This is a genomic window from Pseudomonas endophytica, assembly GCF_001411475.1.
Lineage (GTDB): Bacteria > Pseudomonadota > Gammaproteobacteria > Pseudomonadales > Pseudomonadaceae > Aquipseudomonas > Aquipseudomonas endophytica.
The window spans coordinates 1-14,078 of sequence record NZ_LLWH01000017.1; the positions used below are offsets into that span (position 1 = coordinate 1).

Below are 14,078 nucleotides of genomic sequence, written 5' to 3' on the forward strand. Positions count from 1 at the left end.
CACGCTAAAACGTGCCCATCAAAAGTCCCTGGCCGACCCGTTGCCCAGCACCACCGCCCGAACACCCGCTGCACCGGGGGCGGTCAAGGCGCCTGCCCCCAACAGCCAGGCCAGCGGCAATGTGGCGATCCCCACCGCCGGCACCCGGTTGCCGGCCCAAGGACGGGTCACGGCGCAGCAGCGCCAGAGCGAACGCTCCACCCAGCGGCCGCACCAGATCAGCGTGTCGGGCGAGCACATCACCGATTACTACTTCGTCAAACGCCAGCGCCGCCGGGCCAAAGTCAACCATAACGGCAAGCTCTACGAAATGAGCCAACCGGGGCACCGTGGCATCGACCATGTGTGGCATAGCGGGTCATTGCCGCTGGGCTACCGCATCAGCGACACCAAGGGCACGGGCGGAGCGTTCCATAAACTGGACACTGCCAAGGCCGTGTTCGCCGGGCTGGAGTACGGCATAGATGCCTATTTGGGGATGGAAGACCAAAAGCGCGTGGAGCGTGCGGTCAACAAACCCACGGTGGGGGATGGGCGGCAACTTAGCCATAAGTGGGTGGCGGCGAAGATTCGGGATGCGGAATTGATTGAAGGGCATATACAGACACTCAGTCGGCAGATCGAAGCTTGGAAAGGAGTGGAGTTCAAGCTAGGGGCTGACACCCATTTCACAGATGGTAAGGCGACCCTCCAGTTGGTGAAGTGTCCCTACGACCGCAGTTTGATCACCGTGGTTGGCCCTAACCACAACCTGCACGAGCGAGCCAAAGGCCCAGTCACGCCCAAATGCTGTAAAGCCTCTGTATCACACCAGATTGGTACCGAGTTCGTTTTGCCTACCCAGATGCTGATCAAGTGAGTGAAATCATGCCCAATTTACCTATCCCCGATTGGCGCCGCTGGTTCAGTTGGAAAATCAGCGAAGCTGATTTTGAACAGCGTCGCGAACCTTACGTGCTCTACAAAAACTACCCAGAGCGTTTCGATGACTTCATGGGCCGTATGCACATGATCACCACCGACTTGCCCAAATATCGCGAGCGTTCCAAACCCGGTGGACTGATGCACTCTACTAATCAAAGACTCTGGGACGCCCTCGACTGGCTCAACTTGCAATATTCCGCTGGTGCCCCGGTGGAGCAATTAGCTGAGGTCTGGCCCTACGCTCTGGAATGGGCTGAAGAATACGGTCACTTCGATGCCCTGTTTGATCAATCGCCCGAGGCCGGTAACTACATGGCTCCCCATGCGGCCTTGCGCACTGAGGAGTACTGGATCGTTGCCCTGCGCCTGACCTGTTTCGGCCTGCTCAGTGGTTACGCGCACTGCATGCCTAGGGTCATGGCATTTCTGGATTACGCCAATGAATTGATGGACGTACGCGACGGTTTGCTGGAGCGTCTAGTGCGCCCGTTTGTACCGGATCGCGGCACGCCGCCGGACACCTGCACTCGGCATTTGCCGTATCGCAAATTGCTCAAGGTGTTCAACAGCGTTCCGGCCAAACGCCCGGAAGTGCTCAAAACCTATCTGGATGAGTGGTACCACGCCAGCCGCCGCGAGCCTTATATCGACCAGCATCAGCAGGGTGGTTACATCCACTACGGCTACTGGTCCTGGGAAGCGGCGGCGGTGACCTGGTTGCTGCGCATCGACGACAGCAGCTACTGCGACATGCCGTTTTACCCCAAAGACTGGGCCAACTTCGCCCGTCAATACCCGCCGCCGCCCCTTGATTCGATCCGTCGCAATGGCGACATCTGCCCGCAAAGAGGTTGGTGGTGGAGCGATGCAAGCAGCGACTCCCTGCGCCGTTTTGAGGCGGGCGACATTTTCCCGGACGCAGGTACCGCCCGTGGCATCACGGTGTGGTACTGGGCGCTCGACCAGCGCAGGGAGGGTTAGGGCATGCCTGATCTTTGATGGCTCAACCTGTAACACAACTCATCTGATCATCCGTTAGCGGGCGCGACCTAAGTAATAGGTGCGCAGGAGTAGTACATGCGAAATATCTGGAGTTACATCACACGCTGGGGGCTGCCGCTGTTACGCCAATTCAACAGCGCTGTGCCCGTATTGATCGGGCTGGCGGTGCTGTTTGCTTTGGTCGGGATCTGGTGGTTAGGACCGCAGTGGGTATGGCGCGAACATAAACCGCTTGCCGAGTGGCACACGCGAATGGTCGCCAGTGTGTGGGTGCTGCTGGTACCTATCGTTATTTGGGCAGGGTGGAGTCGGCGCCGCTATAAGAAGTGGCATGCCGAGCGTCAACACGAGGCCGCAGTAGAGGCTGATCCCTGCCTGCCGTATGTTGAGGCGCAGGAACGGGCGTTGGACCGCAGTCTGGCCAGCCTGCTGGACAATATGGAGCATCGTCGTTCGCTTTATCACTTGCCGTGGTACGTGGTGCTGGGGGAGGAGAATGCCGGCAAGACCAGCCTGATTACCCGTTCCAATCAAAGCTTTTCACTGTCTCATGTGGCCAAAGCAGGGGCGCGTGCTTATCACGACGAGGCGTTGGCTTACACCGTGGATTGGTGGATTGGCCATGAAGCGGTACTGATTGACCCTCCAGGCGAATTTATCACTCAGCCCAAGGCGCTGCCGAGCACAGACCCGGTTGATAAGGCCGGGGCTGTAAAACAGTGCGTTGATAAAGAGAAGCCCGTTTTGCCGGCGGGCACCCACCCACGGCTGTGGCTGCATCTGCTGGACTGGTTATGCCGTAACCGCAGCCGGCGTGCCTTGAACGGCGTGGTGCTGGTCATTGATCTCCAGGCTTTGCTCAAGCAGAGCCCGGAACAGCGCAAGGCGCTGGCGACACTGCTGCGCACACGCGTCTATGAGCTGACCCGGCAATTGGGCACACGCTTGCCGTTGTACGTGGTGTTGAGCAAGCTCGATCTGCTGGAAGGTTTCGAAGAATTCTTCGCCCGTTTGCCGCGCTCAATGCGCGAAGACCTGCTGGGCTTTACCTTCAGCCTAGAAGGTGTGGACGACTTTGATGCATGGCTGGCGGAACTGAGGACACGCTTTGACCATTTTGTAGAGACGTTGAATGATCAGGTACTCGACAGTCTCGGCGAATCACGCGCGCAGGAGGACCGGGATCGTTTGCTGGCCTTGGTCGGGCAGTTGTCTGGGCTGCGCCCGGCGTTGTTCAGTTTTCTCACTGAAATGCTGAGCAGTGATCGGTTCACGACACCGGCTTTAGTGCGTGGGTTGTATTTGTCTTCGGTTTACCAGCAAGGTGAGTTGAGCAATGCGTTTGTCCGCGAAGCAGCGCTGCCACATGGCCTTAAGTCGCCACCGCCGGAGGCGAAACCAGCGGGCGGCACGCTGATTTATTTTGCCCAGCATTTGTTCCAGCGCATCATTTATTCCGAAGCGGGGCTGGCAGGCGATAACGTCAAGGTCACGCAGAGCAAGCGCCGTTTGCTCTTGGCCGGTTCTGTCGTGGCCGCGTTAGGCGGTTTTCTGGTGGTCGGTGGCTGGCAGTTCTACTTCGGTATCAATCGCGATAAAGCGGCTAGCGTCCTGCTTAAAAGCCGTGAGTTCAGTGCGCGAGATATCGACAGCCGAGTGGATGTCACCGGGCGCAATCTGTTGGCACCACTGGATCAGATCCGAGATGCGGTGGCCGTCTACGGTGACTACCGCCAGGCTTGGCCTTTGCTGGCCGAAATGGGTTTATATCAAGGTCGGGCGATTGGGCCGATGGTGGATGTGGCCTACCTCAACCTGCTGTCCAAACGCTTTCTACCTGCCATTGCCGGTGGTGCCATGAATGTCATCGATACTTCACCACCAGGCAGTAGTGATCAGTTGGCGGCGCTGCGCGTGTATCGGATGATCGAAGAGCGCAAGAGCCGTCGTCCGGCGATGGTTAAAGAGTGGATGGCCGCTCAATGGCAGCGTGCTTATCCTGGCCAAGGTCAGGTACAGGCCGATTTGATGCGTCACCTGGATTACGCCTTGCAGTACGCTGACGCTGATTTGCCCCAGTACCGCGGTCGAGTGGCTGAGGTGCAACAGGAACTGCGCAAAGTCCCTCTGGCGCAGCGGGTGTATGCGCGGATGAAGCAAGATGCTCAAGCCAGGTTGCACGCGCCGTTGGACTTGCGTAACGAGGTCGGGCCAGCGTTTAACATCGTCTACCAGCCGCTGGTAAGTGGCGCTCAGTCTAACCATGAGTCAGAACTGACGCTCGCTTCGTTGCTGACCGCCAAGGGTTTTCGCGATTATTTCGAGGCCAATACCTCACAGGTGATTGAACTGGCGATGATCGACGCTTGGGTGCTGGGCGAGCGACAAAAGCTCGACTACTCCGAGGAAGATCGCAAAATACTGACCGAGCGTGTGCGCACGCTGTACAGCGCCGATTATGTGGACAGTTGGCGCCGCGCGCTGAACACGATGGCCGTCACTGACTTCCGTGACCTTGCTCATGGTGTGGCCGTGCTGGAGCAGGTGACTGGCCCGGCAGCGCCATTGCGACGCTTGTTGGAAAGCGTGCGCGACAACACAGTGATCTACCCGCCGTTGGCGGCTGCGGGCACAGCGTTACCCGCAACCGAGGTCAAGCAGCCGCTGGCTGACGAGGCGGGGCAACGCCAAGCGGCAGGGATTCGACGTGCCTTTTCCGGGCTGTCCGATCTGCTCACGGATAAAGGCGAACGCCCTTCTTACTATGATGAGACCCAACAAGCGATCCTGGCGGTCTACGACTACGCCAAAGCCGTGCAAGACCAGCCGGATCAAGGCAAGGCTGCACTCAATGCTGTACTCAAGCGATTCTCGCTGAGCGGTTCTGATCCGATTGCCACCTTGCAGCGGGTTGCCACGGGCCTGCCCGAACCGCTGAATCAGCAAGTCAAGCACCTGGCGGATCAAACCTCACAGGTATTGGTGTTTGAAGCCTTGCGCGAACTGGAAAAACGTTGGGATACGGAAATCTACAGTTTCTACCAGCAACGGTTGGCCGGGCGCTATCCGTTTGCGGGCAGTTTGGTGGATGCGTCTCTGGACGACTTCGAGGCCTTCTTCGGGCCGCAAGGTCGCTTGCAGAAGTTTCAAGATCAGTACCTGAATGTTTTCATCAAAGACAACCTGGACGCCTTGTACTCCAGCCAGCGGGGCGATTATCTAGTGCGCACGGACGTACTGACTCAACTGGAAACAGCCCAGCGTATTCGCGATACCTTCTTTAACCAGCGTGGAGCTCTCAGTGTGCAGATGACTCTGGAGCCGCTGGCCTTGAGCGGCAATCAGCGCAGCAGCCTGCTCAGCAGCGATGGCCAGTTGATCCCTTACAGCCACGGTCCTAGCCAGAGCATCGGCCTGATCTGGCCGAACGTGCTGGGAGATGCCAGTGGAAGTCGGTTGACCTTGGTTAACGGCGCGGGCAACAGTGTCAGCCTCGGCTACCGCGGCCCATGGTCGCTGTTTCGTTTGCTCAACCGGGGGCAACTCAATGCTCGCACTGCCACCAGTGTTGATCTGAGTTTTGTTGCGGGCGACGGCATGATGCGCTACCGCATCAGCGCCGAGAAAGCGAACAACCCTATTACTCAGCGCAGTTTCGAGGGCTTCGTGTTGCCCCGGACTTTGCTTCAGGATCGGTTGAAACCTGGGGTGGGCGAGGTCACGCAGCGTTAAGAAAAAGGGGGGTAGGTAAGCGATAAAGTCAGGTGCTTGAGCAGCTTCAGGCCTCGCTGCCCTTTGCGTGTAAGGACATGCGGGGCATTCTGCCAAGACGCGCCGGAGCAGGGGCAATGGCTTCGTTCAACACAGCCCCGTTGGGCCGCAGCATCCTTACACCCGCCGACTTCGTCTTATCTTATTAACCCCATGCTATTTCTTCGTGCCATCCACATCAGCACAATCATCATGCCTAGCGGGCAAAGGGTGACTGCCAGCAAGCCAATGCTAAGGTCCGAGTGTGCTGAAATGATCCCTACCAGCCACGGAACTAGGCTACAGCCAGCATTACCAAAGGCCGTGAGCACAGCGAACATGGTGGCGCCACCCTGTGGATACGCGTCAGCAGTAATGGCGAGCATCGTCGGCCACAGGCAACTGCCGGAAACACCGGCAGCGATAGCGGCAGTTATTGCTATTGCTGGGGTAGGTGCAATGCTGATGACAATAAACAGGACAATAGTTACGGCGCAGCAGCCCATCATCAAGGGGATAGCCGGCACTTGTTCATGTAGCATGGCAGCGCCAATGCGGCCGATGGCCATGCCGATGGAAAAGCCAGCTAGGGCAAGACCTCCTATCTCTTTCGAGTAGCCCAACCCATGTTCGGCATAGGTCGGCAGCCACTGCGACAAGCCCATTTCAGTTGCTCCGCCTAGAAATATAGCGATCAGGCAAGCGATGAAATAGGGCTGTCTAAAAAGTGATGGCATAGACTCACGCTGCCTGTCTTCTTGAATCAAGGTTGGCAGAGGCAGGCGCAGAAAAATTAAAAAGCTCGCAATCGGCGCAAGCATCAAACCGACTGCAACCATGCGCCACGAAATGTCCCAGGCCAGTGCGACACTTGCGATTAGTAAGGCGCTGACAGCCCCGATACAGAAAAACGAATGCAGCCAGTTCATGGCAGCGCTGCGGCGCTCGGGCTGTAGCGCTGCAACAAGAGGGCTGAGGATCATATCCAGCACTCCCGCGCCAAAGCCCATCAGGGCGACAGCGAATAGCAGCATGGTGTAGGACGGAGCAGCGGCTACAGCACCTAACCCCAACGTTGTGGTCGCGAGCCCTAATAAGATAATAACTCTGGCGTGACACCGATCAGCCAAAGGTCCGGTAGCTAAAATGGCGATGATGAAACTGAGAAACATGATTGCAGGTATTCGCCCAAGTTGCTCTGTGGTCAGTTCTGCAGAAACCCCAAAGGTATGGCTAAACGTTGTGAGATAGACGGGTAGAAAATTAAGCGCCATGGCCAAGCACATCATGGCGCCATAGCACGCATAAAGCGCCCGGCGTTGTTGGTGAGTTGAAGTCTTCATTGCTAATGTGGCTCTTGAGATTAAAAGCGAGTTGAGGTGTGCTCTTGCCATAGGCATTCTGTCCACTCAATCTCAGAAAAATGCGCCGCGAAAGAAGAATCTCCAGGACTACTGGCAAAGAACCCAACGTTGACAGTTTCTTTTGCATGAGCCAGATGAAACATACGCATCATATTGAAGTGCTCACCGTCGACGGAGTGTTCGAGCAAGAAATCACTGTTTCGTCGACTCAAACGGTAATACATACTGTGTGCGGGCCGATCCAGGTTAGCCATGGACCAGTCAGAATAACCATTGTTAGTGACGACAGAGAATAGCTGCTGAAAGCCGTTACTTTGATATTCGATGCCGCTTTTCATCCAGTTATTTTCATCGAGATAAATACAGAGCCCACATTGATCAAAAAAAACCTTTGACTCAAAAGAGACGTTAGCTTTTAGAGACCAAAATGGGTCGTTGCTGACAATAACAGCAGCCGGCGCGTTATTGTACTCAAGGCCGTAATAAGTGCCTCGCCAGAAGTCAGTGTCAGGCGATGTATGAATGACGATTTCGCGCTCAGTGAGCGTTGAGTGTTTGGGCTGATTTATCCAGGTCAAGGCGCAAGCAGTGAATGGGTTCATTGTTATATATTCTCGGCAAACCATTGTCTTATATCATCAAGGCTATTAACGCAAAGGTCGGCAGCACTTAAATCTTGTTGACCCGAATTAGGATTGATTAGGCCGATGCAAAACATACCGGCCGCCTTCGCACCTGCAACGCCATGGTGGGAGTCTTCAATGACCACGCATGAGTGAGGCGCAGCACCTAACTGCTCGGCTGCTAATAGAAAGATTTCAGGGTTAGGTTTGCTCTGTTTGACATCGTCACCACAAATCACATGATCAAAATAGGCGCGTAATGTCGTTTCACGCAAAATATGGTTAACAAGTTCACCGCAAGATGATGAGGCAACGGCACAGGCCATGTTATCTGTGTTTAGTTTTTCCAGTAGAGAGTGCGCGCCAGGCATCCTCGGCGGCGGTTCAGAATGTAAAGCGAGCAACAGTTGTTGATGATGCTGAGCCACAAGAATCTCTAGAGGTTCGCTGAGTCCGAATTCATTTTTGATGGAATTCCACATAGATCGTTGGGTAGTGCCGACAAAGCGCGATAAGTCTTTCTTATCGAGTTTAACCCCGTGGCGTTCGAACGATAAAACTTCTTGCGCCATATAAAATGGTTCGCTGTCAATGAGCACCCCGTCCATGTCGAAGATAACGGCGTTAATGGTTTTCATCAATGCGTACTCTGTAAAATAGGCTCGCGTGTAAAGTGCAGTAAGTTGTAATTGGTGCGGGCTTCGAAGTTGTGCAGGTTGAACAATTTCGTCATTTCAATATCGTCATAGCCTTCGCCGTCAGTGAGTGTGGTTGTCGACGAGCCACCAATAATAATAGGGAGTTGCATGAGGATGATTTCATCAACTAGATTGAGATTAAACATGTGCCAGTTCAAATGGCCGCCACCTTCAACCATGATGTGCTTTATTCCACGTGACTCCAACATTGCAAATAATGTTTTAAAATCTACGCTCTTAGCGCCGACGAACAGCACCTCTTTTCCGCATGCTCGGATCTGCTCAATCATCTGATGATCCCGCGCCTGCTCGGTTGTCACGACAATAGTATCGCCCGGAGAGCTTAAAATTTTTGCAGAGGCTGAGAAGTCCAAGGATGCCGTCGGAATGATCCGTACAGGGTCACGCCCAGATCCGTAACGATTAGATAATTGAGGGTCATCTGTGACAATTGTATTGCGCCCTACCATGATGGCGTCTACTTCGCCGCGAAACGAATGAATGAACTTCATGTCTTCGTCGTTGAAACGCGTGAACAGCCCTTTGCTGGAGCCGCCATTGCCCAGGGTCAATTTGCCATCAATTGAAATCTGGCTGAATACAGTGACTTTCACGGTGTGTCCTTAATTTAAGCGAGCGTTATAGGTAATGGGGGTTGGGTGTGAATACGATCTTCACCGCAGGTGTGCAGGGGTTGTTTAATAACTCGTCGAATGCGTGCGAATAGTTCTCTAGGGTATAGCGGTGAGTTACCAGCTTCGCTAACTCCGGAAGCCGGCGCGCAATGTTAAGTGCCCGAGGGAAATGCTGGTTATATTCGCCGGCTGCAATGAGGCTTATGGCATTGATAAGAAAGTGCTTTGCGGGGAGTGGGTATTGATAGTTGCCGTTGAACCCGAAGAGAATTATTCTGCCGCCTCGGCGTACAGAGTGGGTAGCTGTTTCAAGCTGGTTTCCAACAGTATCAATGACAGCATCCATTTTTTCTTGAGTGCTCAGGCGCATCGCAAGTTCATTAGGGTGCACAACATCTAACCCAAGCGATCTGCCAAATGCAATACGCGAGGTGTTTGAGTCAGTGGTCAGTGTAATGATGCCCATCGAGCGAAGTATCAATTGTGCAACTAGACTCATGGGCCCTGAACCCAAGATTAATAAACGTTCTCCTGGTATGAGGGACGCTTTGTCAATGTTGTTTAAAATACAAGCAATCGGCTCAATCAGTACACCTGTTTCCCAACTTATATCATCTGGCAAAGGGTGCACGAAACGTTCATGAGTAATGAAGCGTTGAGCAAAGGTTCCGTGCTTGTTGACGCCAGCTATAGCCAAACCGTTGTTTTTTTTACCGTTGCACAAATGTGTTTTAGCTGCGCGACAGTGCTCACAGTTAGCGCAGTACTCATTAGGGTCAATCACTACTCGCATGCCGGGTCTTATGGTAGTTACATGCTTGCCGACATTGAGAACGATACCGACGGCTTCATGACCTCTAATAATGCCTATCTGTCCCTCTTCACGTCCTGCCAAAACCGCTAAGTCCGTTCCGCAAATACCAGATAGCACAATGTCTATTTCAATATTATGAGCAGTCAATGCGTCTATAGGTTCGTGATTTATCAGGCTAAGCTGTTGCTTGTCAATCAAACTGATCGCTTTCATACACTATTAACCGCTTCAATACATTGGCCAGAAAACTCGCGATAAAAAGCTATAGCGGGGAGATGGCGAGAAGGATATAAGTTTTTTATTACTTTAGGTGCGGCGATTATGCGCAGAATTTGCGGGGTGTGACACTTTGATAAAGGTTTCAAAAAAATTCGTATTGATTCGCTTTGTGTCAGTATTAATTTGATATTGAATTGATTGAGGTGGGATGTTTTGTTCGTGATGTTGAGGCTTGATTTTTAATCAAATTATAGGCGCTATAGGGCTTTTAATGCCCAGTCATAGTTCCACACGTTTTTTTACGAAGTTATTTAACGTAACGATTTCAGCAGATTCCATCCTATGAGTGTCAGAGGATCGCGCTGGCTACGCGGCATTAACTTCTCTTGCCCAGTCCGGGTCGGTGACGGATAACTTCAATGAAACTCGATGCGTCGTAGTTTAAATGCGCTGTTTAGATGAAAAGTGGCGAGATATGCCTGAGCGTTTTGGCTTGTGGTTAACGCTAAGTCAACGGTTTCGCGTATGGCGCAATAGCCGATCTTTCGATCAGATGCTGAGGCCATCGTCGATCACATCAATTTGGGTCACTGGCTTGATCTGACAGTCTCTCAAATCGTTTTCAGGGTGATTCGCTGGTGCCGTTAAAGTCCGATCTGATGACAGCAAAAATGAATGTGTTACAACTGGTCAGAGCACAAACACGTCAATGCCTCAATTCCGCTGAATGTATACCACGGGTCAGGATCGCTACAGCTCAAGTCTGCATGAGCATTTGACGTTGCCAAAAGGCCCTTTAGCGGTGGCGCAAAACGCATGTTCATGAACTCCTGCGGGCTCTTGTGGGCTTTGACCTCATGTTGGTGCTGACCCAGGACGAATACTATTAGCTCGAATGGGCTAGAAGCATTTGGCCCCAGATCTTGAGAGTTCATGTATCGCTTACTCTAAAGGCCATAGATCAAGGCATAAACACGCGGGTTTCCCGCAATTGCCTGGCCGCTTCAGTCATCAGCATCACGGCGACTTGATCAATGTGGCGACTCTGCCAATTGAAACCCGCATCTTGGTTGTAGTGATTGTTGAAGGCACCGATTGCAGCACTGGTGTGCACCTGGGCATTGACCAAGTCAGAAGGTAAACCGCTGGCCGCTCGGTCCAGACCGTGATGCCAATAGGCGCTCAAGACCATCTTCATTCGTACTTTAGGATTGGTGAGCACATGTTGGATCTCCCGCTCACGAGACTTATCTTTCAACACGTTAAGACGTTGCGCCTCTATATCACTAAGCGTTTGATTGAAAAAGTCACGCTCCAGTTTGGTCCGAACCGGTTGCGCGATTGCCTCTAGGCTGTCGAGTTGGTTAAACAATTCGAGCAGTCGGTTCGCGCGCGGGGCAAATAGCGAGCTCCTGTGCAGCACTTGAAGTTTGGGCCGGTCGTTGAGCATTTCGCTGTTGGGTGCATGAGCAATGTCGTGAAGTCCGGCGTGTTGCAGCAGGTTTTTTACACAGTCTGTGGCGCCAGATTCGACGGTGCACTGATTAATTGAGCCGGTCAAAACAAACTCTGCTCCCAGCAGGAATGCGCTGGCGGCCGCTTCGGGTGATCCGATCCCGCCGCCGGCGCCCAATGTGATTGTTTCCCGATAGTTAAAACGATTGATCATTGCGCTGCGCAATCGCGTCATGCTCGGAAAAATTAACGCCAAGCTACCTCCAAGCGTTGGCCCGGCAGGGTTGGCTTGTACACAGAGGTCATCGCACAGGGGCACGGACTCGGCCATGAGCGCTTGATCGGGTGTGATCAACCCCTTCGCCAGTAGCGAATTAACCCAATAAACCGGGGGCGGACTCATAAAAAGTTCGGCCACAGCAAGGCTCATGACTTTGGCCAGAATACGGTGCTGACACTGGATATTGCCTGCTGCATCGCGCTGCAGCCCCGCGATGCGATAGTGCACCAACGGTTCCGTTATGGTGTTAAACCCTGATACTTCGATGCGTTGCACGCCGTGCTTGAGGCACAGCTGCACAAGTCTGTGCTCCCCTCGCTCGTACGTTGTGTCAGGCGTCAGGTTCATGCCCCAAGAAGCACCCGGTTTAAGTGTGCTCAGAACGTCCAAAACTGCGGCTTCTACTGCTTCAAGGGGCATGCCTGCCGTCCCAAGGTAGGCGAGCATGCCAGCGTGCGCCATACGCTGCACCAAGGCCGCGGAACTGATACCGCGAAACATGCCGCCCGCGACATACGCGTAGTCAAGACCATGGCGCTCACGAAATACTTGGCTGCCCAGCCTTTGGGCGTCAGTGGGCGGTAATGCGTAATCAACGTGAGCGGCGGGCGTGCTCGCCGTGGTACGGATCTCTTCGACGAACTTGCCAAGTGCCTGAGTGCAGGGTTTTTCGGCAACAGCACTGAGTGCGGTGTAAGTGAAATTGCCCTGATCCATCACGTAACGCACACTATCAACCCATAACACCGGGCTGGTGATCTGCTGGGCCAATAAGGCGCCCACCTGACCTTTGGGATAGGGCAAGGCCGTTGCATTGGCAATGACTGGAATCAACGGATCATTTAGGTCAAAGCCCTGCAAAAAAATCTCGAATTGGCGTTGAGCCGCCTGCATATGAGGCGAGTGAAACGCGCCACTTACATTTAGCGCTACGCATTGAATGCCCTGAGCTGACAGGCAATGCGCTGCCGCTTCAATCAACTGCGTCTCACCCGCCAGCACTAACTGGGTGGGTGAGTTGTAGTTGGCCAGCGTCAACTGCCCCAAGCCTCGTTCATCCAGTAACGTGCGTAAAGCGTCGGCACTCATGCCCAGCACAGCCGCCATAGAACCACCGCGGGCTTGGCTCATGAGCAACCCCCGTTGTTGCACCAGGCGTAATCCGGTTTCGACATCGAAGCATCCTGCGGCCAGTAGCGCGCTGTATTCCCCCAGGCTATGGCCCATGACAGCGTCCGCTGCAATCCCTTTTTCGCGCCAGCGGTAATAGTGCAGCGCCTGCACCATGAACAACGCAGGTTGGGTGAAAAGGGTCATGCGTAATTGATTGTCAGGGTCCTCTAGGCAGAGTTTGTCAATGCGATAGCCCAGTAGATCGGATGCCATTTGTGTCAGTTGCGGGTAATCGCGCCACAACTGGCCTCCCATTCCTTTGAACTGGGACCCCTGTCCGGGGAAAAGCAGTACGTGCATGGCGCTGTCCCTTCTTGATAGAGGCTGGCGACTGTTCGTGCCCCAAGGGATTTAGGCAGATCGTTGCCCGCTTGAATACTGGTAGAACTGACAGTATTCAAACTTTCTTGAAAACGTTAAAACTCACGCTGCAGGTGCAGTATTGCCTACACAGGGACATTTCATGGCTGCTTGAATGGATTCGACTGTTTACCCGAGGTCATCCTAATTTCAGAGGTCGCTATGAATAATCTGCTCGCAGCATGCGTCCGTGCTCTTGCGCGGGGAACCTCTGTTCATGAGCGCTCATCAGATACGGCTGCACATCCGTGTGATCCGGTGCTGCGTCACCCAACACTCGACGACTTGCCGCAGTTGGTCACCCTCGACCGGCTAACCCAGCCTGTGTCGTTACACACCTCTGCGACAGAGCTGAAACGCCGCATTACCGTCACACCCCGCTCGATTTTAGTGCTTGAGGTGTCCGGTATCGTCTGTGCGGCGCTGTATGCACAGCGTATCGCTGAGGTCCCCGCGCTGCGCAGCACCGATTACGCTCGCTGTATTCAACTGCATTGTGACGACGGTCAACACATCCAGTTGCTCGGTTTGTACGTACTGCCTGAATTCCATGGGCGGGGGTATAGCGACATGTTGATCGAGTCGATATTGCTTTACGCGCGGTTGTTGGGGGGAGTGAGGTCTGTGGTGGGGGTTACTCGATGCGCCGCCTATGCCCAGCACAACACAGATATGGACCTGCTCACTTACATTCGCGCGCGCAACGAGCGCGGGCAGATACTCGATCCCATGCTGCATTTTCATGTCTCACACGGTGCACACATTCGTGAATTGCTAACCA

9 protein-coding genes and 2 pseudogenes are annotated in these 14,078 nt (G+C 53.9%); 5 read left to right on the forward strand and 6 right to left on the reverse strand.

Annotation, left to right across the window (positions count from 1 at the left end):
* The 3 genes and pseudogenes from AQS70_RS23725 to tssM all read left to right on the forward strand — a co-directional run.
* Window positions 1-859: pseudogene (locus tag AQS70_RS23725) on the forward strand (hypothetical protein); the annotation flags it as partial.
* Window positions 860-867: 8 nt separating this feature from the next.
* A complete protein-coding gene (locus AQS70_RS02585; protein ID WP_055101377.1) occupies window positions 868-1,905 on the forward strand; it encodes a PoNe immunity protein domain-containing protein in 1,038 nt (345 codons plus the stop codon).
* A 96-nt stretch (window positions 1,906-2,001) separates the two neighbouring features.
* Entirely contained in the window at window positions 2,002-5,658 is a 3,657-nt protein-coding gene (gene tssM, locus AQS70_RS02590) for a type VI secretion system membrane subunit TssM (protein WP_055101378.1), read from the forward strand.
* 176 nt (window positions 5,659-5,834) lie between these two features.
* On the opposite strand, the gene AQS70_RS02595 is transcribed toward tssM, so the two are convergent.
* From AQS70_RS02595 to AQS70_RS02615, 5 genes are read right to left on the reverse strand one after another with little or no spacing between them, the layout of a single operon-like run.
* The gene (locus tag AQS70_RS02595; protein WP_055101379.1) at window positions 5,835-7,019 is read right to left on the reverse strand and encodes an MFS transporter; all 1,185 of its coding nucleotides are present in this window, start codon (window positions 7,017-7,019) and stop codon (window positions 5,835-5,837) included.
* A 20-nt stretch (window positions 7,020-7,039) separates the two neighbouring features.
* Window positions 7,040-7,642 carry a DUF1349 domain-containing protein gene (locus AQS70_RS02600; protein WP_055101380.1) on the reverse strand — a complete coding sequence of 201 codons (603 nt, stop codon included), beginning with the start codon at window positions 7,640-7,642 and terminating at the stop codon, window positions 7,040-7,042.
* 2 nt (window positions 7,643-7,644) lie between these two features.
* Window positions 7,645-8,301, reverse strand: coding sequence for an HAD family hydrolase (locus tag AQS70_RS02605; RefSeq protein WP_055101381.1), 657 nt, complete (start codon window positions 8,299-8,301; stop codon window positions 7,645-7,647).
* Window positions 8,301-8,975, reverse strand: coding sequence for a dihydrofolate reductase family protein (locus AQS70_RS02610; RefSeq protein ID WP_055101382.1), 675 nt, complete (start codon window positions 8,973-8,975; stop codon window positions 8,301-8,303). The genes AQS70_RS02605 and AQS70_RS02610 overlap by 1 nt, the downstream gene beginning before the upstream one ends.
* 25 nt (window positions 8,976-9,000) lie before the next feature.
* Window positions 9,001-10,023: a zinc-dependent alcohol dehydrogenase gene (locus AQS70_RS02615; RefSeq protein ID WP_055101383.1), complete on the reverse strand. Its 1,023-nt coding sequence runs from the start codon at window positions 10,021-10,023 to the stop codon at window positions 9,001-9,003.
* Window positions 10,024-10,480: 457 nt separating this feature from the next.
* On the opposite strand from AQS70_RS02615, the pseudogene AQS70_RS23985 reads away from it, so the two are divergent.
* Window positions 10,481-10,588, forward strand: a pseudogene (locus AQS70_RS23985) (IS5/IS1182 family transposase); the annotation flags it as partial.
* Window positions 10,589-10,990: 402 nt separating this feature from the next.
* Here the strand turns inward: AQS70_RS23985 and AQS70_RS02625 are convergent.
* Complete coding sequence (locus tag AQS70_RS02625) at window positions 10,991-13,237, reverse strand: PfaD family polyunsaturated fatty acid/polyketide biosynthesis protein (RefSeq protein ID WP_055101385.1); 2,247 nt, start codon at window positions 13,235-13,237, stop codon at window positions 10,991-10,993.
* 222 nt (window positions 13,238-13,459) lie between these two features.
* Here AQS70_RS02625 and AQS70_RS23540 point away from each other — a divergent pair.
* On the forward strand, window positions 13,460-14,078 hold a 619-nt coding region (locus tag AQS70_RS23540), incomplete at its 3' end, for a GNAT family N-acetyltransferase (protein WP_156354968.1).

Coding starts and splice junctions, on each gene's coding strand:
- AQS70_RS02625 (WP_055101385.1), bottom strand. CDS start 13,237: ATGCACGTACTGCTTTTCCCCGGACAGGGGTCCCAGTTCAAAGGAATG.
- AQS70_RS02605 (WP_055101381.1), bottom strand. CDS start 8,301: ATGAAAACCATTAACGCCGTTATCTTCGACATGGACGGGGTGCTCATT.
- AQS70_RS02585 (WP_055101377.1), top strand. CDS start 868: ATGCCCAATTTACCTATCCCCGATTGGCGCCGCTGGTTCAGTTGGAAA.
- AQS70_RS02615 (WP_055101383.1), bottom strand. CDS start 10,023: ATGAAAGCGATCAGTTTGATTGACAAGCAACAGCTTAGCCTGATAAAT.
- AQS70_RS02600 (WP_055101380.1), bottom strand. CDS start 7,642: ATGAACCCATTCACTGCTTGCGCCTTGACCTGGATAAATCAGCCCAAA.
- tssM (WP_055101378.1), top strand. CDS start 2,002: ATGCGAAATATCTGGAGTTACATCACACGCTGGGGGCTGCCGCTGTTA.
- AQS70_RS02595 (WP_055101379.1), bottom strand. CDS start 7,019: ATGAAGACTTCAACTCACCAACAACGCCGGGCGCTTTATGCGTGCTAT.